Origin of the sequence: Mycolicibacterium sp. MU0050, from assembly GCF_963378085.1 — a bacterium.
Taxonomy (GTDB): Bacteria; Actinomycetota; Actinomycetes; order Mycobacteriales; family Mycobacteriaceae; genus Mycobacterium; species Mycobacterium wendilense.
In genome coordinates, this window is the sequence record NZ_OY726395.1 from 1,447,454 (window position 1) to 1,467,788 (window position 20,335).

20 protein-coding genes are annotated in these 20,335 nt (G+C 69.1%); 13 read left to right on the plus strand and 7 right to left on the minus strand.

Annotation, left to right across the window (positions count from 1 at the left end; all coding sequences use genetic code 11):
• The first annotated feature begins 4 nt into the window (after nucleotides 1–4).
• Nucleotides 5–1,333, plus strand: coding sequence for an NAD(P)-binding domain-containing protein (locus R2K23_RS06995; protein WP_316515513.1), 1,329 nt, complete (start codon nucleotides 5–7; stop codon nucleotides 1,331–1,333).
• Here the strand turns inward: R2K23_RS06995 and R2K23_RS07000 are convergent.
• Genes R2K23_RS07000 through R2K23_RS07015 form a run of 4 tightly spaced genes read right to left on the minus strand, consistent with a single transcriptional unit; the run spans nucleotide 1,327 to nucleotide 5,025 of the window.
• Nucleotides 1,327–2,838, minus strand: a complete 1,512-nt coding sequence (locus tag R2K23_RS07000) for an adenylate/guanylate cyclase domain-containing protein (protein ID WP_316515515.1) — start codon at nucleotides 2,836–2,838, stop codon at nucleotides 1,327–1,329. The genes R2K23_RS06995 and R2K23_RS07000 overlap by 7 nt on opposite strands.
• A complete protein-coding gene (locus R2K23_RS07005) occupies nucleotides 2,822–3,727 on the minus strand; it encodes an NAD(P)-dependent oxidoreductase (RefSeq protein WP_316515517.1) in 906 nt (301 codons plus the stop codon). The genes R2K23_RS07000 and R2K23_RS07005 overlap by 17 nt, the downstream gene beginning before the upstream one ends.
• Entirely contained in the window at nucleotides 3,724–4,104 is a 381-nt protein-coding gene (locus tag R2K23_RS07010; RefSeq protein ID WP_316515519.1) for a carboxymuconolactone decarboxylase family protein, read from the minus strand. The genes R2K23_RS07005 and R2K23_RS07010 overlap by 4 nt, the downstream gene beginning before the upstream one ends.
• Before the next feature lie 54 nt (nucleotides 4,105–4,158).
• The gene (locus R2K23_RS07015) at nucleotides 4,159–5,025 is read right to left on the minus strand and encodes an SDR family oxidoreductase (protein ID WP_316515521.1); all 867 of its coding nucleotides are present in this window, start codon (nucleotides 5,023–5,025) and stop codon (nucleotides 4,159–4,161) included.
• A 101-nt stretch (nucleotides 5,026–5,126) separates the two neighbouring features.
• Here R2K23_RS07015 and R2K23_RS07020 point away from each other — a divergent pair, with 101 nt between their 5' ends.
• The 4 genes from R2K23_RS07020 to R2K23_RS07035 are packed head-to-tail and all read left to right on the plus strand — an operon-like array spanning nucleotide 5,127 to nucleotide 9,153.
• The gene (locus R2K23_RS07020; protein ID WP_316515523.1) at nucleotides 5,127–6,704 is read left to right on the plus strand and encodes a methylmalonyl-CoA mutase family protein; all 1,578 of its coding nucleotides are present in this window, start codon (nucleotides 5,127–5,129) and stop codon (nucleotides 6,702–6,704) included.
• Nucleotides 6,705–7,139 carry a cobalamin B12-binding domain-containing protein gene (locus R2K23_RS07025; RefSeq protein ID WP_316515527.1) on the plus strand — a complete coding sequence of 145 codons (435 nt, stop codon included), beginning with the start codon at nucleotides 6,705–6,707 and terminating at the stop codon, nucleotides 7,137–7,139.
• A complete protein-coding gene (locus R2K23_RS07030) occupies nucleotides 7,139–8,095 on the plus strand; it encodes an LLM class F420-dependent oxidoreductase (RefSeq protein ID WP_316515529.1) in 957 nt (318 codons plus the stop codon). The genes R2K23_RS07025 and R2K23_RS07030 overlap by 1 nt, the downstream gene beginning before the upstream one ends.
• On the plus strand, nucleotides 8,092–9,153 hold the full coding sequence (locus R2K23_RS07035) for a CaiB/BaiF CoA transferase family protein (protein ID WP_316515531.1): 1,062 nt from the start codon (nucleotides 8,092–8,094) through the stop codon (nucleotides 9,151–9,153). The genes R2K23_RS07030 and R2K23_RS07035 overlap by 4 nt, the downstream gene beginning before the upstream one ends.
• A gap of 105 nt (nucleotides 9,154–9,258) precedes the next feature.
• Here R2K23_RS07035 and R2K23_RS07040 read toward each other — a convergent pair whose 3' ends face one another.
• Nucleotides 9,259–9,588, minus strand: a complete 330-nt coding sequence (locus tag R2K23_RS07040; RefSeq protein WP_316515533.1) for a 2Fe-2S iron-sulfur cluster-binding protein — start codon at nucleotides 9,586–9,588, stop codon at nucleotides 9,259–9,261.
• A gap of 176 nt (nucleotides 9,589–9,764) precedes the next feature.
• Here R2K23_RS07040 and R2K23_RS07045 point away from each other — a divergent pair, with 176 nt between their 5' ends.
• Genes R2K23_RS07045 through R2K23_RS07060 form a run of 4 tightly spaced genes read left to right on the plus strand, consistent with a single transcriptional unit; the run spans nucleotide 9,765 to nucleotide 13,927 of the window.
• Nucleotides 9,765–11,171, plus strand: a complete 1,407-nt coding sequence (locus tag R2K23_RS07045; RefSeq protein WP_316515534.1) for a class I adenylate-forming enzyme family protein — start codon at nucleotides 9,765–9,767, stop codon at nucleotides 11,169–11,171.
• Nucleotides 11,149–12,054 (plus strand): acyl-CoA dehydrogenase family protein, encoded by a 906-nt coding sequence (locus R2K23_RS07050; RefSeq protein ID WP_316515536.1) that lies wholly within the window; start codon nucleotides 11,149–11,151, stop codon nucleotides 12,052–12,054. Before R2K23_RS07045 ends, R2K23_RS07050 begins: the two co-directional genes overlap by 23 nt.
• Complete coding sequence (locus R2K23_RS07055; protein WP_316515538.1) at nucleotides 12,041–13,132, plus strand: acyl-CoA dehydrogenase family protein; 1,092 nt, start codon at nucleotides 12,041–12,043, stop codon at nucleotides 13,130–13,132. The genes R2K23_RS07050 and R2K23_RS07055 overlap by 14 nt, the downstream gene beginning before the upstream one ends.
• Nucleotides 13,133–13,162: 30 nt before the next feature.
• Complete coding sequence (locus R2K23_RS07060) at nucleotides 13,163–13,927, plus strand: enoyl-CoA hydratase/isomerase family protein (protein WP_316515539.1); 765 nt, start codon at nucleotides 13,163–13,165, stop codon at nucleotides 13,925–13,927.
• Between the two features lie 55 nt (nucleotides 13,928–13,982).
• Here the strand turns inward: R2K23_RS07060 and R2K23_RS07065 are convergent, their stop codons facing one another.
• Complete coding sequence (locus R2K23_RS07065; RefSeq protein WP_316515540.1) at nucleotides 13,983–14,747, minus strand: SDR family NAD(P)-dependent oxidoreductase; 765 nt, start codon at nucleotides 14,745–14,747, stop codon at nucleotides 13,983–13,985.
• Nucleotides 14,748–14,842: 95 nt separating this feature from the next.
• On the opposite strand from R2K23_RS07065, the gene R2K23_RS07070 reads away from it, so the two are divergent.
• The gene (locus R2K23_RS07070; RefSeq protein ID WP_316515542.1) at nucleotides 14,843–15,748 is read left to right on the plus strand and encodes an ArgK/MeaB family GTPase; all 906 of its coding nucleotides are present in this window, start codon (nucleotides 14,843–14,845) and stop codon (nucleotides 15,746–15,748) included.
• Between the two features lie 141 nt (nucleotides 15,749–15,889).
• Here the strand turns inward: R2K23_RS07070 and R2K23_RS07075 are convergent, their stop codons facing one another.
• Nucleotides 15,890–16,543 (minus strand): TetR/AcrR family transcriptional regulator, encoded by a 654-nt coding sequence (locus R2K23_RS07075; RefSeq protein WP_316515544.1) that lies wholly within the window; start codon nucleotides 16,541–16,543, stop codon nucleotides 15,890–15,892.
• A gap of 180 nt (nucleotides 16,544–16,723) precedes the next feature.
• On the opposite strand from R2K23_RS07075, the gene R2K23_RS07080 reads away from it, so the two are divergent.
• From R2K23_RS07080 to R2K23_RS07090, 3 genes are all read left to right on the plus strand, one after another.
• A complete protein-coding gene (locus tag R2K23_RS07080) occupies nucleotides 16,724–17,740 on the plus strand; it encodes an acyl-CoA dehydrogenase family protein (protein ID WP_316515545.1) in 1,017 nt (338 codons plus the stop codon).
• 3 nt (nucleotides 17,741–17,743) lie between these two features.
• On the plus strand, nucleotides 17,744–18,919 hold the full coding sequence (locus R2K23_RS07085) for an acyl-CoA dehydrogenase family protein (protein ID WP_316515548.1): 1,176 nt from the start codon (nucleotides 17,744–17,746) through the stop codon (nucleotides 18,917–18,919).
• 89 nt (nucleotides 18,920–19,008) lie between these two features.
• Nucleotides 19,009–20,265 (plus strand): IS30 family transposase, encoded by a 1,257-nt coding sequence (locus tag R2K23_RS07090; protein ID WP_316510746.1) that lies wholly within the window; start codon nucleotides 19,009–19,011, stop codon nucleotides 20,263–20,265.
• Nucleotides 20,266–20,335: the final 70 nt, after the last annotated feature.

The following is a 20,335-nucleotide window of genomic DNA, read 5'->3' on the forward strand; positions in this document are numbered from 1 at the left end:
CCCAATGACTGCCAATGCCGAGGAGATGGTGTCGCCGCCGGTGGGCACCGACGTCGACGCCTCCGCGCTCGGGGCGCCCGAGGGTGCCGAGGCGCCGGCCGGGGGGATCGCCCCGCGCGCCGGCGTCATCGGCCTCGGCATGATCGGCGGCGGGGTGGCGGTGAGCCTGGAGTCCCGCGGCCGGATCCCGGTGGTCTACGACATCCGTGCCGAGGCGGCCGAGGACCTCGGGCTCGCGCTGGCCGCACCGACGCCCGCCGAGGTCGCCGCGGTCAGCGACGTCGTGCTGATCGCGGTCGTCGACGCGACCCAGGTGCGCGAGGTGCTGCGCGGCACCGACGGAGTGCTCGCCGGCGCCCGGCCGGGCCTGGTGGTCGCGCTGCTGTCGACCCTGGCGGTCCCCGAGGTGCTCGACCTGGCCGAGGAGTGCCGGCCCTACGGCGTCACCGTGCTGGACTGCGGTGTCACCCCGGGTGACCAGGCCGCCACCAACGGCATGGTGGCCATGGTGGGCGGCGACGACGACAGCGTGCGCCGGGCGATGCCGGTGCTTTCCGACTTCGCGAAGAAGGTGGTGCACTGCGGCCCGCTGGGTGCGGGCATGGCCACCAAGATCGCGCGCAATGTCCTGACCTACGGCTCCTGGCGGGCCGCGCACGAGGCCGCCGAGTTGGCTCAGGCCGCCGGCGTGGACCCGCGGATGCTCGTCGAGGTGGTCGAGGAGGCCGACCCCCAGGGCGCGACGACGCTGGCCTGGTTGCGCAACCGCGTCAACTCACCGGAGCTCGCCGCCGAGGCCGGCCCGCAGGTGCTGCGGCTGATGGACAAGGACCTGGCGGCCGCCCGCGAGCTGGCGGCCGACCGCGGGGTCGAGGTGCCCTTGGTGGAGGTCGCCCGTAACAAGGCGGCCGACACGCTCGGCGTGGTCGAGGAGCAGCCGTCGGCGGACCGGACCGAACGCGGCCTGCAGACCATGGACAAGGTCTACGGCACCGGGCTCGCCGCGCACATGCCCGAGGAGCGCAGCCCCGCGCTGGCCATGACCGTCGACCATCTGTTCGGTGAGATTTGGTCGCGGCCGGGGCTGTCGCTGCGCGACCGGCGGCTGGTGGTGCTCGGCGCCACGGCGATGCTGGGCCGCGCGGACCTGATCGAGGTGCAGGTGCGGGGCGCGCTGATCAACGGCGAACTCACCGAGGATGAGCTGGAAGAGATCGTCCTGCAGCTGCACTACTACGCCGGCTGGGGCAACGGGACGGCCGTGCAGGCGGGCGTGGACGCGGCGCTGGAGAGCTGGCAGGGCGGGTTCGTCGCGCCCAACGACGGTCAGTGACCGGCGGGCTGGTACATCACCGTCGGGGCGCTGCGGCCGCGTAGCACTTCGTCGCCGACGTGCTGCCAGCGGCGGCGCTCGGTCTCGGCGCAGGACTCGAGCACCGCGGCCGAGCACAGCACCCGCGCCGGGCTGATCTTGGCCCGGTCGGCCAGCCGCGCCGCCTCGTTCACCGGGTCGCCGATGACGGTGTACTCGAACCGGAACTCGGCGCCGACGAAGCCGGCGAAGACCCGGCCGGCCGAGACGCCGATGCCGAAGTCCAAGTCCGGCAGGGCATGCAGCCGGGTGGCCAGGTCGCGCGCCGTCGCCGCGGCGTCGGTGGCCGGGTCCTCGGCGGGTGCCGGTGCGCCGAACACCACCAGGGCGGCGTCGCCCTGGAACTTGTTGATGAAGCCGCGTCGCTGGTCGACGACGGCGACCACGGCGCGGTAGAACCGGTCGAGCACATCGGCCACCGCCGCCGGCTCCCGGTTGGCCGCGAACTGGGTGAACCCGGTCAGGTCGACGAACAACACCGACACCTCGCGGACGTCGCGGTACAACGCCTCGTTCTGGTCGACCAGGACCCGCACTACCTCGTCGCCGACATGGCGGCCGAAAAGATCACGCAACCGGTCGCGCTCCCGAAGCCCCGCCACCATCCGGTTGAATCCGCTTTGCAGCAGCCCGATCTCGGAGCGTTCGTAGACATCGACGCGACGGCGGATGTCGCCCCGCTCGACGTCGGCCATGGCCTCGACGACCTCGCGGACCGGGTCGGAGATCGAGCGGGAGACCAGCACCATGCCGCGCAGCCCCCACACCACCGCCACCCCGCACAGCACCAGAACCGGGATCTCGACCGACGAGGTCTGGCCGATGATCCACCCGCGCGAACGGATCAGGATCAGCAGTGCCACCCCGACGCTGGGCAACGCGCAACACAGCACCCACATCATGAGCAGTCGCGCGATCACCCCGGGCGCGTTGTCCGCGGTGTCGAGGCGCTCCCCGTAGGGATCGGCGGCGGCGCTGAGCGGGTGCAACGTGCGCACCGTGAGCAGCAGCGCGGTGCACACCGCGGCGGTGGCGCCGAAGAAGACCGCGGGACCCACCAGCACCGTCACGGTGAACGCGTCGCGCAGGTTGGCCAGCACGACGGCCGCTCCACTGGCCGTCCAGACCGCCACCAACAACAGCGACCCCCGATGCGCGATGCGCAGCGCCGTTCGCCGTTGCGCCGGCGTGGGGGTGTCACCCGCGACGTACCAGCGCAGGCTCGGCAAGACGTTGCTCAGACTGCCCACGGTCACCGCGACCAGCGCCGCCACGGCCAGCGCGATGATCAGGCCGGTGCTGGCGTCGGTGAAGGGCGGCTGGTTCTCGTCGAGGGTTTCGCGCCGCAGCGCGGTCATCACCAGGACCACTTCGGTGACTGCGAGCAGGTGCGCCAACGCGACGCCCGCGGCGTAGCGCAGCGCGAGTTCGGTCGCGCTCGCGGGCGGCTCAGGGCTGGCGGTCACGGCCGTCAACGATCACGCCCGCGGCGGCCTCGAGCGGCTTGATCACCGAGGTGAAGTCCGAGTCGGCGCCCTCCTCGGCCAGGGTGTGTTCCCAGCGCCGGGCAATCTCCTCGGCGATCTCGACCGGCACCCCGAGCGCGCGGGCCTCCTCGAGGTAGAGCCGAACGTCCTTGACCATCAGCGCGGTGGCGAAGCCGTAGTCGAACGTGCGGGGCAACACCGCCCGCGGGAACTTGTCCCGGCTGGCGTGGGTGCCACCGGAACTCGCGTTGAGGACGTCGATCATGACGGCCGGGTCCAGTCCGGCGCGCACCCCCATCACCATCGCCTCGGCGGTGGCGGCCAGGGCCGTCGCCGCCAGCAGGTTGTTGACCAGCTTCATGGTTTGCGCGGCACCCGCGGCGTCCCCGACGAACACCGGCCGGCCGAGCACGCGAAGAACGGGCTCGACGGCCTCGAAGTCGGCCCGCGGTCCCGACGCCATCATGGCCAGTGTGCCCTGCTCCGCGCCCTGCACGCCGCCGCTGACCGGGCAGTCCAGTGCCGCGATGCCGCGCGCCGCCAACCGCTCGTGGATGCGCTGGGCGGTCGGGCTGCCCACGGTCGACAGATCGACGAACCGGGCGACGCGATCGCCGGCGCCGACCGACTCGGCCACTTCCTCGGAGGCGCGCGGGGTGGGCAGGCTCGCCAACACCGTGGCGGCCCGGCCGGCGACGTCTCCGGGACCGGCTGCGGCGCGCGCCCCCGCGCCGACCGCGGCGGCGACCACCTCGGCGCGGGTGTCGAACACCGTGACCGGATATCCGGCGGCCAGCAGTCGTCCCACCATGGGGAAACCCATGTGGCCCAGGCCGATGAAGCCCACCTCGGCGTGCGGGGCGCTCACTGGGCGTCGATCTCGTCGAACACCTCGCGGGCGATGCGGAAGCTGTCGACGGCTGCGGGCACCCCGGCGTAGACGGCGACCTGGAGAAAGACCTCACGGATCTCCTCGCGGCTGACGCCATTGTTCAGCGCGCCGCGCAGGTGGGTGCGCAGTTCCTGCGGACGGTTCAGGACCGCGATCATCGCCAGGTTCAGCATGCTGCGGGTGGCCAGCGGCAACTCTTCGCGCCCCCAGACCGCGCCCCAGCAGTACTCGGTGACGAGGTCCTGCAGCGGGCGGGAGAAGTCGTCGGCGTTCGCCGTTGCGTTCTCCACGTAGGCGCGGCCCAGCACGGCGCTGCGGATCCGCTTACCGCGGGCGTAGGTGTCGTCGTCCATGGGCGCCTCTCCTCGGGGCCGGGGGAGCGCTCTCCTAAATGGAGAGCGGTGTTTTCACCGCTGGGGTTCGGCGGCGTCCAGGAACAGGTCCGGGATGGGGTTGTCGCCGCCGCCGTAGCGGGACAGGTCGCTGACGCCGGCCTCGGTGAGCACCTCGGCGTCGATGAAGCAGCCTCCCGTGACGTCGGCGGCCGGGCGCGACAGGATCGCGACCGCGGCATCGCCCATGATCTCCGGGCTGCGCGACGACGCCGCGAGCTCGGTGCCGGCGGCCAGCGAGGTGACCGCCGCGGTGGCGATGTAGGTCTCGGGCCACAGGCAGCTGAAGCCGATGCCCGCCTGGCCGTCGGCGGCGCGGTACTCCTCGGCCCACCCCAGCGACAGCAGCGTCATGCCGTACTTGGACAGCGTGTAGGACGGGTGCACACCCAGCCAGTAGGGGCTCATGTTCAGCGGCGGCGCGATGGTCAGCACGTGCGGGTCGGCGGACTTGCGCAGATGCGGCAGACACGCCTTGGTCAGCAGAAATGTGCCGCGCACGTTGATGTCCATCATCAGGTCGAACTTCTTGGCGGGCAGCTCGTGGGTGGGATCGGTGGAGATGGCGCTGGCGTTGTTCACGCAGATATCGATGCCGCCGAACTGCGCCACCGCGGTGTCGACCAGGCGCTGCACGTCCTCTTCCTTGCGCACGTCGCCGATGACGGGGACGGCCTTGCCGCCGGCCGCCTCGATCTCGGCCGCCGCCGTGTAGATGGTGCCGGCCAGCTTCGGATGGGGCTCGGCGGTCTTGGCCAACAGCACCACGTTGGCGCCGTGGCGGGCCGCGGCCACCGCGATGGCCAGGCCGATCCCGCGGCTGGCCCCCGAGATGACGAGCGTGCGGTCGCGCAGGGCGGCGGCGTCGGAACTGTTGGTCATGTCTCTCCCTTGCTCATTTGCAACGTACGATATTGGCATTCTCTTTTTTTGGAAGTACGTTATCGGAACCTGATCGATAATCTATCCACGACTGGAGCGCGATGGATTACACAGCCTCGACCTCATCCGGGATCCCGGTGGAACCGGTCTACGGTCCCACCGACCCGCCGGCCGATCCGCCCGCGCCGGGCGAGTACCCCTTCACCCGGGGCAACTTCGCGTCCGGGTACCGCGGGCGACTGTGGACCTTCCGGCAGTACTCCGGCTTCGGCACCGCCGAGGAATCCAACCGCCGCTACCGCTACCTGCTCGACCAGGGCGGCACCGGGTTGTCGGTCGCGCTCGACCTGCCCACCCAGTGCGGATACGACTCCGACGACGCCGAGTACGGCGAGGAGGTCGGCCGGGTCGGCGTCGCCGTCGACACCCTGGCCGACGCCGAGGTCCTCTTTGATGGCATCCCGCTGGACAAGATCAGCACCAGCTTCACCATCAACGGCACCGCGGCCATCCTGCTGGCCTTCTACGTCGCGGCCGCCGAGAAGGCCGGCGTGCCCCGGGAGAAGCTGACCGGCACCATCCAGAACGACATCCTCAAGGAATACGCCTCGCGCGGCACCTGGATCTGGCCGCCCGAGCCGTCGCTGCGCCTGATCGCCGACACCATCGAGTTCTGCGCCGCCGAGGTGCCGCGGTTCAACGCCATCTCGGTGGCCGGCGCGCACTTCCGCGACGCGGGCGCCAACGCCGTGCAGGAGATGGCCTTCACCCTGGCCGACGGTGTGACCTACTGCGACACCGTCATCGAGCGCGGCCGGATGAGCATCGACAAGTTCGCGCCGCAGATCTCGTTCTTCTTCTACACCCACGGCGACTTCTTCGAGGAGATCGCCAAGTACCGCGCCGGCCGGCGGCGCTGGGCCACGATCGTGCGGGAGCGCTACGGGGCGAGCACCGACAAGGCGTCGATGTTCCGCTTCGGCTGCGTGTCCGGCGGCGCCTCGCTGTATGCCCCGCAGGCCCAGAACAACCTGGTGCGGGTGGCGTACGAGGCGATGGCCTCGGTGCTCGGCGGGGTGCAGTCGATGTTCACCGCGGCTTGGGACGAACCGTTCGCCCTGCCCAGCGAGGAATCCGCGACGCTGGCCCTGCGCACGCAGCAGATCCTGGCGTATGAAACCGGGGTGACGCGGGTCGCCGACCCGCTGGGCGGCTCGTACTTCGTCGAGGCCCTCACCGACGACACCGAGGCCAAGATCATCGAGATCATGGCGGACCTGGAGAACCACGGCGGCATGGTGCGCGCCATCGAGGACGGCTACCTGCAGGGTCTGATCGCCGACGAGGCGTACAAGGTCCACCAGGAGGTCGAATCCGGTGTGCGGCCGGTCGTCGGGGTGAACAAGTTCGTCTCCGACGAGCCGCCACCGGACATCTCCACCTACGAACTCGACGCCGAGGGCCGCGAGCTGCAGCTCAAGCGGTTGGCTCGGGTCAAGGCGGAGCGCGACAGCGACGACGTCGCAGCCAAGTTGGCCGCGCTCTCGCGTGCCGCCGAGGGGACCGACAACCTGATGCATGCCCTGATCGATTGCGCCAACGCCTATTGCACCGTCGGAGAGATGGTTTCGGCGCTCAAGGCGGTCTGGGGCGAATTCCAACAACCGGTGGTGTTCTAGATGACTGACGTTTCAACCAACCCGGCGCGCATTCTGGTCGCCAAGCCCGGCCTCGACGGCCACGACCGCGGCGCCAAGATCGTCGCGCGCACCCTGCGGGACGCGGGGTTCGAGGTGATCTACACCGGAATCCGGCAGCGGATCGAGGACATCGTGTCCATCGCGGTACAGGAAGACGTTGCGGTGGTGGGACTTTCGATTCTCTCCGGTGCCCACCTGGCGCTCACGGCGCGGGTGGTGAGTGCGCTGCGCGAGGCGGACGCCGGGGACATTGCCGTCGTCGTCGGCGGCACCATCCCGCAGGGTGACGTGCAGAAGGTGCTCGACGCCGGAGCCGCCGCGGTGTTCCCGACGGGCACGCCGCTGGACGTGCTGGTCCGTGACGTCCGTGCGCTGACCGGGACGCCGGTCGCCGCCGAGGGGAGTGCGAGCTGATGCGACTGGGCGTGATGATCGGTGCCGAGCGGGGCGACATGACCCGCAAGGTCACCAAGCTGCTGGCCGATATCGAGTGGGCCGAATCCGCGGGCCTGGACACGGCTTGGATGCCACAGGTGCCCGACGACTTCGACTGTCTGACCATGGTGTCGCTGATGGGCTCGCGGACCTCCCGGATCGAGCTCGGCACCGCGGTGGTGCCGCTGCAGGCTCAACATCCGATTGCCCTTGCCCGGCAGGCGCTTTCGGTGCACGCCGGGGCCGGTGGCCGGTTGGCGCTGGGCGTGGGGCCGTCGCACCACTGGATCATCGAGGACATGCTCGGCCTGCCCTATGAGAAGCCGGCCGCCTATACCCGCGACTACCTCGAGGTGCTCAACGCGGCGCTGAGCGGGCCCGGCCCGGTGGACGTCGAGAACGACACCTTCACGGTGCACAACCCGACCGCGCTGGGCGCCGAGCCCCGGTTGCCGGTGCTCGTCGCGGCACTCGGACCGGTCATGCTGCAGATCGCCGGCGAACTGGCCGACGGCACCGTGCTGTGGATGGCCGACGAGCGCGCCATCGGCGACCACATCGCCCCCCGCATCAACAAAGCCGCCGAGAACGCCGGCCGGCCGGCGCCGCGTGTCGTCGCGGGCATCCCGGTGTGCCTGTGCGCGAACTCCGAGATCGACGCCGCCAAGGCGCGGGCCAATCGGATCCTGGCCGAGGCCGAGACGTCGCCGAACTATCAGCGACTGCTCGACCGGGGCGATGCCCGCGACGTCGGCGATCTGTGTGCCGCCGGCGACGAGGAGGCAATCCTGGCCCGCTTCAAGCAGTTTGCCGATGCCGGGGTGACCGATCTGTCGGTGCGGCTGCTGCCGATCGGGGAGACCCGCGACGAGCTGGTGGCCTCCAAGTACCGCACCCGCGAGGTGATCGCCGAGCTCGCCAAAGCCGTCCGATGAGCTCGGTGCCCGGCCCGCTCTCGGGCATCCGGGTGCTCGAGGTCGGCACCATGCTGGCGGGTCCGTACGCCACGATGATGCTGGCGGACCTCGGCGCCGAGGTGATCAAGATCGAGCCGCCCGCCGGCGACATCTCCCGGCAGGTCAGCGACAGCTACTTCGCCAGCCTCAACCGGGGCAAGCGCAGCGTGTGCCTGGAGCTCGGGACCGAGGAGGGCCAACGGCGGCTCGGCGAGTTGGTGGCCGAATCCCATGCGCTGCTGGTGAATCTGAAGCCGTCGGCGATCCAGAAGCTCGGCCTGACGTACGAGGCGCTGCGGCGGCACAACGACAAGATCGTCTGCGTCGCGCTGACCGGCTTCGGGCTCTACGGCGGGGACGATCCGGCGTTCGACTACGTCGTGCAGGCCGCCACCGGCATCGCCGCGCTGACCGGCGACCCCGACGGCCCACCCGTTCTGCCGGGCTACTCGTCGGCGGACAATTCCACCGGCTTGACCGCGGCCCTGGGGCTCTTGGCGCAGATCGTCTCGGGGCGCGGGGGCCAGATCGACGTGTCGCTGCGCGACGTGATGCTCTCGCAGCTGAACTATCACGCCTCGGCGTATCTGAACAACGGCGTGCAGCCGCAGCGGCGGGCCGGCGGTGCACATTCGTTCTACGTTCCCGCGCAGCTGTTCCCGACCGCCGAGGGGCACCTCGCGTTGTTCATCACCCACGACGGGTTCTGGCGGTCGTTCGCCACCGAGGCGGGTCTCACTGCCGGGGCGCAACTTCCGTTCGCGACGATGGCCGAGCGCGCGGAGCGCCGCGACGAGGTGCTGACGCTGGTGTCGGAGGCGTTGGCCGGCGACACCGCCCGGAACTGGGAGGCGCGGCTCAAGCCGCTGGGGATTCCCGCGGCCGCCGTGCGCTCGCTGCCGGAGGCGCTGGACGCGCTGCCGGAGATGGTGGTGACGGCCGGGCCGTATCGCCTGGTGGCCAGCTCGGTGCGGATCGACGGCTACGAGCCCGACTACCGCCCGCCGCCGGCCCTCGGCGAGTACGCCGAATCCTAGCCCCAGCGCGCCCAGACTCACCTTTCGGCCGAAAAGGTCGAGTAACTTCCGGCGCAACGTCGATCTCGGCGCGGGGGTCGAGCCCCCGCGGGTGCGCGGGGTGGGTCAGCAGTCGTAGTCGACGACGACGGGCCCGTCGGGGGTGCCCTGGCAGGTCAGCACGTAGCCCTCTTCGACCTCGTCGTCGTCGAGAGCGTCGTTGACCCGCATGGTCGCGGTGCCGGAGGTCAGCTTCGCCATGCAGGTGCCGCAGTTGCCCGCCTCGCAGGAGAACGGCGGGGTCATGCCGGCCCGGCGGGCGGCCTCCAGGATGGTCTCGCCCTCCCGCAGCGGCACCTGGGCCGTCTTGCCGTCGAGCTGGACCGTCACGCCGCCCTGGTCGTCGCTCGCGGACGACGGAGTGGTCTCGGTGTCGCTGGACATCTGAACTGTCATCACCCCATCCTCGGGCCTGGGTTTTCGGACTGGTACGTGTATTCTACCCCAACGAGAATAGTATTCTCATACCGCGATAGCATCTTCTCGAGTCTGCCAGGTCAGACGCCTGCGGCCGCAGTGGGCCGCCGGGTCGGAAGGTGACGCTGACAAGTACGAGCCGGCGAGGAGGACCGATGCCCGATCCGGTCGTTCTCGCCTTCGAGGAGCGTACCTATCGTCGTTCGGAGCTCGCCGCCCTGACCGACGGCCTGGCCGCCGAGCTGGCGCACCGGGGCGTGCGCGCGGGCCAGCGGGTGGCGCTGATGTCCTCGAACCGCCCCGAGTTCGTCGTCGCCCTGTTCGCGGTGTGGCAGCTGGGCGCCTCGGTGGTGCTCATCAGCCCGGCCTGGAAGAACGCCGAGGTGGCCGCGGCCCTGGCGCTCACCGAGCCACAGCACGCGCTCGGTGATCAACCCGTGCTGACCGAGCGGATGCCGATGCGGCATCTCGATGAGCCGATCGTCCCGGGCGCCTCGCCCTCGGTGTCCACCCCGGCCGCCGAGGCCGAGGCGGTGCTGGTGTTCAGCTCCGGCACCACCGGCCTGCCAAAGGCCGTGCGCCACACCCACGGATCGTTTCGGACCGCGGTCACGCATTGGAAGACCGTGCTGGACCTCGGCGAGCGGGATCGGCTGCAGATCGTCACCCCGCCGTCGCACATCCTGGGGCTGCTCAACATCGTCACGGTGCTCGAGGCCGGCGGGTGGCTGCGGCTGCACCGGCGCTTCGACGTCGAGACGATGCTGCGCCACATCGAGTCCGATCGCATCACCGTCGAGATGGCGGTGGCGCCAATAGCGTTGGCCATTGCCTCGCATCCCGGGTTGGAATCGTTCGACCTGTCCTCGCTGCGCTACATCATGTGGTGCGCCACGCCGGTGACGGTGAGCGTGGCCGAGGCCGTGACCCGTCGCACCGGTGTCGGCTGGACCACCGCCTACGGTGCCAGCGAACTGCCGGTGCTGACCTGCAACGACCTGCGTGACGGCCCCCTGGACACCGTCGGCCGCGCCGCACCCGGCGTGCGGTTGCGGGTGGTCTCGCTCGACGACGGCACCCCGCTGTCCGTCGGCGAGACCGGTGAGATTCAGGCGCAATCGGATTCGCTGATGACGGGCTACCTGCCGGCCGAGGAGACCCGGAGCGCCATGCACGACGGCTGGTACCGCACCGGCGACGTCGGCTTCCTCGACGAGCGCGGCTATCTGCGGATCACCGACCGCGCCAAGGAGATGATCAAGGTGCGGGGCTTCCAGGTCGCCCCCGCCGAGGTCGAAGCGGTGTTGCACGGCCACCCGGCGGTCAGTGATTGCGCGGTGTTCGGCGTCCCGCATCCGGCGGACGGCGAGGCCGTGGTCGCCGCCGTCGCCAGCACCCAGGGTGTGTCGGCCGACGAGTTGATCTCGTTGGTCGGCGACACGCTGGCGTCCTACAAACGTCCCACCGAAATTGTTTTCGTGCCAGAGATTCCGCGCCTGCCCTCCGGCAAGGTGCTGCGTCGCGTGCTGAAGGAGCGCCATGGATGTACGTCTGACAACTGAGCAACAGCAGCTGCGCGATGCGGCCGCCAAGCTCGCCGACGACCTCGGACCGGGATCGGTCGCCGAGCTGGACGACGACGGGCGAATCACCCGCCTGGACAAGCAGATCGCCGTCACCGGGTGGCGTTCGCTGCGGTCCGACGAGGCGTCGGGAGTCGAGGTGGCGCTCGTCGCCGAGGAGTTCGGCCGCGGTCTGGTGGACGCGCCGTTCCTGGGCCCGGTGCTGGCCGACGACCTGGCCCGGCACATCGACGGGACCGACGCCACGGCCGCGACGGTGGCGGTCGACGGCCAGGCCGTCGACGCCCGCGGCAGTGCGCGGGCGCTGGTCCTGGACGGTACGGCGGTGCAGGGCGCGGAGATCACCGGTGCCGCGTCCACCGCGGACCTGACCCGCACCCGCGCCACGCTGGGGGCGGCCGAGTCGTTGGGCTCGGTGACCGACGAGGACGCGCAGCGCTGGTACGCGCTTGCCCTCGTCGGCACCGCGGCCGACCTGGTCGGCGTGTCCCGGGGCGCCCTCAACCTGGCCGTCGAGTACGCGAAGATCCGTGAGCAGTACGGCAATACGATCGGCTCCTACCAGGCCGTCGCGCACCTGCTGGCCGAGAGCCTGACGCTCACCGAGGGCTCGGTGAGCGTGCTGCGGCATGCCGCGTGGGCCGTCGACGAACTGCCCGCCGCCGAGGCGGTGCGCGCGGCCAAGGTGGCCAAGCTGTACTGCGCGCGGACCGCCCGCACCGTCTGCGAGACCTCGATCCAGGTGCACGGCGGGATCGGCAACACCTGGGAGTGCCTGGCGCATGTGTACCTGCGCCGCGCGCTCATCTCAACCGAATTGTGGCCCGTCAAGTGGGAGGACATCGACCTTGGACTTTCGTGATTCCACCGAGGAAGCGGCGTTCCGGCAGCGCCTTCGTGACTGGTTGGCCGTGCACGCCAAGGAGTTTCCGACCTCCGGCGACGAGTACTGGGCCAAGGCCGGTGAGTGGCACCGCGCCCTGTACGAGGGCGGGTTCTTCGGTCTGTCGTGGCCCAAGGAATACGGCGGCCAGGAGTTGCCACCGGTCTACGACGTCATCCTCGACGAGGAACTGGCGCGCGCGGGCGCCCCGGCACGGCCCAGTCTGGGCTACCTGGTGGTCGGGCTCGGGCACCACGGCAGCAAGGAGATCCAGCAGCGCTTCCTGCCCGGCATGATCAACGGCACCGAGCGCTGGTGCCAGGGCTTCTCCGAACCCGGTGCCGGCTCCGACCTGGCGTCGCTGACCACCACCGCCGTGCTCGACGAGGCGGGCGAGAATTACATCATCAACGGGCACAAGATCTGGACCAGCTACTCCGACGTCGCCGACTGGTGTCTGGTGCTGGCCCGGACCGACCCGGAAGCCAAACGGCACCGCGGGATTTCGGCGTTCATCTGCTCCATGCATCAGCCGGGCATCGAGCAGCGCCCGCTGCAGATGATCAGCGGCGTCACCAAGGAGTTCGGACAGGTCAGCTTCGACAACGTGAAGGTGCCCGTCGAGAACATGGTGGGCGCACCGGGCGAGGGCTGGCCACTGGCGATGACGGTCGTCAGCCACGAGCGCGAACCCTCCACCCTGGGTTTCGCCGCCCGCTACGACAAGCTGGTGCGGTCGCTGGTCAAGCGCACCGAAAGCCCGTCGGAGGAACTGGTGTGGGCGGCGGTCGAGGTGGAGATGCTCACCCACCACGTCCGGCGCCGGCTCTCCGAACAACTCGACGGTCTGTCGCACGGGCCGAACGGGTCCATCGACAAGCTGCTGATGACCTGGGTCGAGCAGACCGTCGGGCATGCGGCGCTCGACGTCGCCGGCACCGGGGACGAGGAGATGCTGGGCGCCTACATGTACAGCCGCGCGCAGAGCGTCATGGGCGGTACGTCGCAGATCCAGAAGAACATCATTGCCTCACGAATCCTGGGCCTGGGCGTCTGACGGCGCACGCCCGACAAGAAGGGACTTCAAATGTACGGAATGCCAGACGAAATCGACGTCCAGGCGGACGGCCCGCTGCGCATCATCACGCTGAACCGCCCGGAGGCGCTCAACGCCGTCAACGACGCGCTGCACGTCGGGCTCGCCTCCCTGTGGGAGGCGCTCAACGAGGATGCCGACGCGCGGGTGGCGGTGCTGACCGGAGCGGGGCGCGCGTTTTCCGCCGGCGGCGACTTCAACTACCTCGACGAGCTGCGGCGCGATGAGGCGTTGCGCACCAAGACCATCAAGCACGGCCGCGACCTGGTGATCGGAATGATCCGCTGCCGCATTCCCGTCATCGCCGCCGTCAACGGTCCGGCGGTGGGGCTGGGCTGCAGCCTGGCCGGGATGTCGGACATCGTCTACATGGCCGAGACCGCGCACTTCGCCGACCCACACGTGCAGATCGGCCTGGTCGCCGCAGACGGCGGTCCGTTGGTCTGGCCGAGCCAGATCAGTTTCCTGCAGGCCAAGGAATTCGCGCTGACCGCAACGAAGATCACGGCGCAGCGCGCGCTGGAGTTGGGGATGGCCAACCACGTGGTCGCCGATCCGGTGGCCGAGGCCATCGCCTGCGCGAAGAAGATCCTGGAGCTGCCGCAGCAGGCCGTCGAGGCCACCAAGCGCCTGATGAACATCCAGCTCGAGCGGTCGGTGATGGCGTCGCTGGACTACGCGAACCTCTCGGAGTACGTGTCGTTCGGGACCGCGGACTTCAACCGGATCGTCGACGGACTCATCGCCAAGAAGTAGTGATTTCGGCGTGATCTGCCACGCTGACCGTGGCAGATCACGCCGAAACCGCAGGCTACTTGGGCGGGAAGCGTAGCGCGCCGTCCAAACGGATCACCTCACCATTGAGGTAGTCGTTCTCGACGATCGACGCCGCGAGCTGTCCGTACTCGACCGAGCGGCCCATCCGCTTGGGGAACGGCACCTGAGGACCCCAGTAGGCCTCCAGCTGATCGGCGGCCTGACCGTAGGCGGGGGTGTTGATGGTCCCCGGCGCGATGGTGACCACCCGGATGCCCAACGGCGAAAGATCGCGTGCGGCAACCAATGTCATCCCGATGACGCCGCCCTTGGCGGCCGAGTAGGGGACCTGGCCGATCTGGCCCTCGTACCCGGCCACCGACGCGGTGTTGATGATGACGCCGCGCTGTCCCTCCTCGAGCGGTTCCTGCTTGGCGATCGCGGCGGCAGACAGCCGCATCACGTTGAACACCGCCGTCAGGTAGAACTCGATGGTGGTCTTGAATCCGTCGAGGCTCAGCGGGCTGCCGTCCTTGCCGACCAGGCGACCGCCGGTCGCCGGCCCGCCGTGGGTATCGACCGAAATGCGCAGCGGCCCCAGGGCTTCCGCCTCCGCCAGCGCGGCCAGCACGCTGTCCTCGCTGGTCGCGTCGGTGCGAACGTAGCGGACGCCCAGTTCGGACTCCAGTGCCTTGCCCTTGTCGTCGGCCATGTCGGCGACCACCACTTTGGCGCCGGCGCCGTGCAACCGACGGACGGTGGCTTCGCCGAGGCCGCCGGCACCACCTACGACAATCGCCGAGCTTCCCGCGATGTGCATGCTGTATTCCCTTCCTGCAATTCAGGCTCTCAGATCGAGAGAATACTATTCTCCTAGGATCGAGGGCGACCCTCCAGTGCAAGGACAGATAATCGATGGTTGTGACCCGAGAGCTTCCCGACACCGCCGAGTTGATCAGGTCGGCCCGAGCGGGCTCCATCCGCGCCGCCGGCCGGCTACTGAGCCTGGTCGAGGGCCCGCGTCGAGCCGAGACGCTGGCCGTGCTCGACGAGTTCGAGTCGGCGCCCGCGCGCGTCGTCGGCATCACCGGCCCACCCGGCGCCGGCAAGTCGACGACGGTCGGGGCGCTGGTCGGGGCGTACCGGGAGCGCGGGGTGCGCGTCGCGGTGTTGGCCGTCGACCCGTCCTCGCCCTACAGCGGCGGGGCGCTACTGGGTGACCGAATCCGGATGGTGGCGCACATCAACGACCCGGAGGTACTGATCAGGTCGATCGCCAGCCGCGGGCATCTGGGCGGGCTGGCGGCGGTGGTCCCGGCGGCGATCCGCCTGCTGGCCGCGCTCGACTACGGCCTGATCTTCTTGGAGAGCGTCGGGGTGGGCCAGTCGGAGGTCGAGATCTCGGCGGTGGCCGACCCCACGGTGGTCATCCTGAACCCGGGGGCCGGTGACGCCATCCAGGCCGCGAAGGCGGGGCTGCTGGAAGTGGCCGATTTGGTGGTGGTCAACAAGGCCGACCGGGACGGCGCCGACCAGACGGTGCGGGATCTGCACGCCGAGACGGGCGCGCCGATCTTGAAACTCGTTGCTGCGCAGGGGGAGGGCCTGCCCGAGCTGGTGGAGGCCATCGAGGCGCATCATCGCGCGGACACGGCGGAGCGCAGAACAGCCCGGGCGCGTGCGCAGATCCTCTCACTCGCGCAGACGCGCCTGCAGCGCCATCCCGACCTGGCCCGGCTGGCCGCGGCGGTTGCGGACGGCAGCACCGACGCGTATTCGGCGGCCGACGCGCTGGCCGGTCTGCACGAGCGGCGGGGCTGACGGCGCCGCGGAAATTTCTCGATCCCTTTTCGGCGTGTCGCCGACTGCGGTCAGCGAGACGCTGTCTGGTCGACTAAATGGAGACCTGGGCCACATTCCGCGTAAGCGTGGTTCTGGGCCACCGAGAACGTGGTTCCGGAGTTAGCTGGCGGCGAAGCCGTGGGCGCAGAACGCCCAGACTTCCTCGGCCGAGATGGGGTTGATGGTCTCGTCGTCGGCGGGGGCGCTGGACTGCGCGGTGAACATCACCGTCTGCATCGTCATGGCCGCCATCCGCCGCGCGTTGACGCCGCTGCGCAACCGGCCCGCCGCCTCGGCGGTTTCCATCAGCTCGGTGAACAACGCGATCAGCGGCGCGTGGGCCACCCGCACCTCGTTGGGGTGCGAGACCAGCAACTGCGGCGCGAAGTCGGTGAACAGCGGGCGCTTGGCACTGGGGTCCGGGCGAGACAGCTCGAAGAGCAGCTCGATTGCCACTCTGAGCTGGTCCAATGGGTCGGCCTGACCGGAGGTGGCGGCGCGGATCTGGTCGGCCGCGCGGCTCAGCGCATCTTCGAAGAGCGCCAGCAGTAGTTCGTGCTTACCGTCGAATTGCAGATAGAAGCTGCGCAGTGACTGCCGCGAGCGGTCCACGACCTCCTGGACCGTGAAGTCGGTGCTGCCCTTTTCGGTGATGATCGCCTGGGCGGCGTCGAGGAAGCGCTGCACGCGCTGGGCGGCCCGCAACTTGGCGGTCTTGATGGACCGCTCGACGGCACGCTGCTTCCACGCGGGCTCTTCGCTGGGACTGCTCATCGGGCTAGCGACCTGCGGCCCTGTGGAAAGTGCATGCATGAACTGTACCGGACGAACTACCCATGATGGGGCCTCGTGGCACCGGTTTATGAGATTCTTACTCGCAGTTGTGGAGAATGCTATTCTCCGACTGCGCGAAAGCATTCGCGACACCCGAACTTTTACGAGGAAGGCGCGCCCATGCTGCTGGAGCTGAATTCCGACCAGCGGTTATGGCGCGACACCGTGCGCGACGCGTTGGCCAAGGAGTGCCCGGCGTCCCTGGTGCGCGCCATTGCCGAGGGGGACGGCGACCGGGATCCCTCCGCACCGCTGTGGAAATCGTATGTGGCCAACGGCTGGACCGAACTCACCGACGTCGAAGAGACGGTCGAGTTGGGCCTGCTGGTCGAGGAACTCGGTCGGGCCACCGACCCGACGCCATACCTGGCCACCCTGACCCAGTTCAACCCGCTGGCGCCGGAGGCCGTCGACCCCAAGTTGTCCGGGGCGGCCGTCTACGACGGGGTGACCGCGGCGCGCGTCGCCGACGGCTGGGAGTTGGACGGCACCGCGCGCCACGTGCTCGACGGCGATCGCGCCGAGCGCATTGCGGTGTCGACGCCGGCTGGGGTGTTCGTCGTCGGCGCCGACAAGTTCTCGGCCCGTCGTGTCCCCGTTTTCGACCCGGTGTTGCATGTGGCAGAGGTGACCTTCGACCGGGTGCGGGTGGCGCCCGGCGACCGCGTGGTGGCCGCCCACACCGACCACGCGGCCAGGGCCAAGGACGTGGCGCTCACGGGTCTGGCGCTGACCATGGTCGGCGCCTGCCAGCGGGTGCTGGACATGGTCCTCGAGCACGTGGGTTCGCGACAGCAGTTCGGCGTCCTCATCGGTTCCTTTCAGGCGGTGCAACACAAGGCCGCCGATATGCACGTCGCGATCGAACGGGCCCGCGCCCTGTCCTACTTCGCGGCGTTGACCATCGCCGCCGACGACCCGCGCCGGCGGCTGGCCGCGGCCATGGCCAAGGCTTCGGCCGGTGAATGCCAGTCCCTGGTGTTCAAGCACGGCATCCAGTTGTTCGGCGCCATGGGCTTCACCTGGGAGAACGACGTGCAGTTCGCCCTCAAGCGGGCCAAGGCCGGTGAGCTGTTGCTCGGCGGTGCGGCCGAGCACCGCGCCGTGGTCGCCGACATGACCCTCGCGGAGGCCTGAGCCATGCAACTGACCTTCGACGACGACGTCGAGGCCTTCCGTTCCGAGTTCATCGCCTTCCTCGACGAACACCTGCCCGACCCGGCGACCACCACCGTGCGCTCCACATCCACGGCCGACGTTCCGGACTGGGCGCGGCAGTGGCAGCGGGTGATGTTCGACCACGGCTGGCTGCTGCCCGGCAACCCGCCGGAGTTCGGCGGCCGCAACGCCAACATCCTGCAGCAGTACGTCTACCGGGATGAGTTGTCACGGCGGCGCATCTACCAGAGCTTCAACCCGCAGGGCGTCGGCATCATCGCGGCCTCGCTGCTGTCCTTCGGCACCGACGAGCAGAAGCACAAGTGGGCGGTGCCGATCCTGCGCGCGGAGATCACCGCGGCGCTGGGCATGAGCGAACCCAATGCGGGTTCCGACCTGGCCTCGCTGCGCACCACTGCGATCCGCGACGGCGACGACTTCGTGGTCAACGGCCAGAAGGTCTGGACCTCGGGTGCGCACGACGCCGACGTGATCCTGGCCTTCGTGCGCACCGATCCCGATGCGCCCAAGCACAAGGGCATCAGCGTGCTGGTGGTTCCCACCGACACGCCCGGCGTGGCGTGCCGGCCGTTCGCATCCATCTGCGGCCGTGAGGATCTCGACTTCAACGAGGTCTTCTTCACTGATGCACGGGTGCCGGTGGAGAACCTGGTCGGCCCGCTCAACGAGGGCTGGAAGGTGGCCAACGGCTCGCTGGGGCACGAGCGCACCCTGCTGTGGCTTAGCTATGCCGACTGGATGGAGCAGTTGATCGCCGACTTCCGGCCGACCACCGCGCTCGACCGGGACAACTACGCCACGCTGTACATGGACGCCCAGGCGCTGCGCCTGATGGGGTCGGTGGCCGTGGCGCGGGAGGCCCGCGGGGAGCAGGACGTTGCGGCGCTGTCGGTGCTCAAGCTGTTCGGCTCCGAGGCGTTCCAGGATGCCGTGGGCAATGCCCTGGAGGCAGCGGGCTCGGCGGGGCTGACCCATCCGATGACCACCGCGCCGTTTGCGCCCTTCGGCGAGGACGCCCCGACGACCAGCTGGTTCGAGCGGTACGCGCGCAGCTTCGGCGGCACCATTGCCGGCGGCACCTCGGAGATTCAGCGCAGCATCATCGCCCAGCGGGTGCTGGGACTGCCCCGGGCCTGACGGCTGTCGCCGCGAGCGGCCATCTGGGTACAGGTTTCGACGCCTGGGTTCAAGGGGTGGATGCAACAGCCTCTAGCTGAGGGGTTCAGATGGGGCTGCCGGAGTTAGCGCGTGTGGAAAGCCGGTTTTGGGAACTAATTCGTGATGGGCTCTCGCCGCGAGATGCCGGCAAGGCTGTCGGCGTGTCGGGGCACACTGGTTATCGCTGGTTTGCTGATGTTGGAGGTGTGAAACCACCTCCGCGTGATGACGGGCCTCGGAAAAAGCCTCGGTTGAGCTTCGAAGAACGTGAGGAGATCGCGTTAGGCATCGCTGCAGGGGAATCGATGTGCAGCATCGCGCGTCGACTCAAGCGGGCACCATCGACGATCTCGCGTGAAATCAAGAACAACAGCAAGCCTGGCCGCAACCGTTACCGCAGCCGATACCAGTTCGGGGCGAGGTGGCATGGCGGTCACGAGCAATGTCCGCGCTATCGTGCCAGCAGCGCTCATGCACGTAGTCAGCGTCGGGCTCGCCGAGCCAAGCCGGGCAAGCTGGCGACCAACCGGCGTTTACATGCTGAGGTGCAGACTCGGTTGGAAGATGATCAGCACAGTCCTGAGCAGATCGCTCGACGGCTGCAGATCGACTTCCCTGACGATCCGGAGATGCGGGTGTCCCACGAGACCATCTATCAGGCGATTTATGTTCAGGGCAAGGGGAATTTGCGCCGCGAGTTGCATACCTGTCTGCGGACCGGACGGGCGTTGCGTAAGCCTCAGCGCCGCCCCGATGAGCGCCGCGGGAAACTGCGGGACATCGTCAGTATCAGCGAGCGGCCGCCGGAGGTCGAAGACCGGGCTGTCCCCGGACACTGGGAGGGAGATCTGATCCTGGGCAGCGTCGCATCGGCGTCGGCAATCGGGACGGTGGTAGAACGCACCACTCGTTTCACTATGCTGCTGCACCTGCCCGACCGGCATACCGCAGAAGCCGTCCAGGAAGCGATCGTAACCAAAATGGCCCAGCTCCCGACGATCCTGCGCAAGACTCTGACCTGGGACCGAGGCCACGAAATGGCCAACCACGCCGCCATCGCGACCGCCGCGGAGCTGGACATCTACTTCTGCGATCCGCACTCGCCCTGGCAGCGCGGCACCAACGAAAACACCAATGGTCTGCTACGCCAGTACTTTGCCAAAAGTACTGACTTGTCGGTCTTTCCCGCTGACTACCTCGACTACGTCGCGGCCAAACTCAACAACCGGCCACGGAAAACCCTGCGCTGGAAAACCCCCGCCGAAGCCCTCGACGAATTACTGTCGAACCCGTTCAAATCGCCCGCTGTTGCATCCACCGCTTGAAACCGCCACGAATTTCTGTACCAGGATGGCCGCTCGCGGTATTTGCGACCCGCACATGTCGTACAGTCGT

Coding starts and splice junctions, on each gene's coding strand:
- R2K23_RS07060 (WP_316515539.1), top strand. CDS start 13,163: ATGTACGGAATGCCAGACGAAATCGACGTCCAGGCGGACGGCCCGCTG.
- R2K23_RS07090 (WP_316510746.1), top strand. CDS start 19,009: ATGGGGCTGCCGGAGTTAGCGCGTGTGGAAAGCCGGTTTTGGGAACTA.
- R2K23_RS07030 (WP_316515529.1), top strand. CDS start 7,139: ATGCGACTGGGCGTGATGATCGGTGCCGAGCGGGGCGACATGACCCGC.
- R2K23_RS07010 (WP_316515519.1), bottom strand. CDS start 4,104: ATGGACGACGACACCTACGCCCGCGGTAAGCGGATCCGCAGCGCCGTG.
- R2K23_RS07035 (WP_316515531.1), top strand. CDS start 8,092: ATGAGCTCGGTGCCCGGCCCGCTCTCGGGCATCCGGGTGCTCGAGGTC.
- R2K23_RS07050 (WP_316515536.1), top strand. CDS start 11,149: ATGGATGTACGTCTGACAACTGAGCAACAGCAGCTGCGCGATGCGGCC.
- R2K23_RS07045 (WP_316515534.1), top strand. CDS start 9,765: ATGCCCGATCCGGTCGTTCTCGCCTTCGAGGAGCGTACCTATCGTCGT.
- R2K23_RS07085 (WP_316515548.1), top strand. CDS start 17,744: ATGCAACTGACCTTCGACGACGACGTCGAGGCCTTCCGTTCCGAGTTC.
- R2K23_RS07075 (WP_316515544.1), bottom strand. CDS start 16,543: ATGAGCAGTCCCAGCGAAGAGCCCGCGTGGAAGCAGCGTGCCGTCGAG.
- R2K23_RS07070 (WP_316515542.1), top strand. CDS start 14,843: ATGGTTGTGACCCGAGAGCTTCCCGACACCGCCGAGTTGATCAGGTCG.
- R2K23_RS07080 (WP_316515545.1), top strand. CDS start 16,724: ATGCTGCTGGAGCTGAATTCCGACCAGCGGTTATGGCGCGACACCGTG.
- R2K23_RS06995 (WP_316515513.1), top strand. CDS start 5: ATGACTGCCAATGCCGAGGAGATGGTGTCGCCGCCGGTGGGCACCGAC.
- R2K23_RS07025 (WP_316515527.1), top strand. CDS start 6,705: ATGACTGACGTTTCAACCAACCCGGCGCGCATTCTGGTCGCCAAGCCC.
- R2K23_RS07040 (WP_316515533.1), bottom strand. CDS start 9,588: ATGACAGTTCAGATGTCCAGCGACACCGAGACCACTCCGTCGTCCGCG.
- R2K23_RS07015 (WP_316515521.1), bottom strand. CDS start 5,025: ATGACCAACAGTTCCGACGCCGCCGCCCTGCGCGACCGCACGCTCGTC.
- R2K23_RS07065 (WP_316515540.1), bottom strand. CDS start 14,747: ATGCACATCGCGGGAAGCTCGGCGATTGTCGTAGGTGGTGCCGGCGGC.
- R2K23_RS07020 (WP_316515523.1), top strand. CDS start 5,127: ATGGATTACACAGCCTCGACCTCATCCGGGATCCCGGTGGAACCGGTC.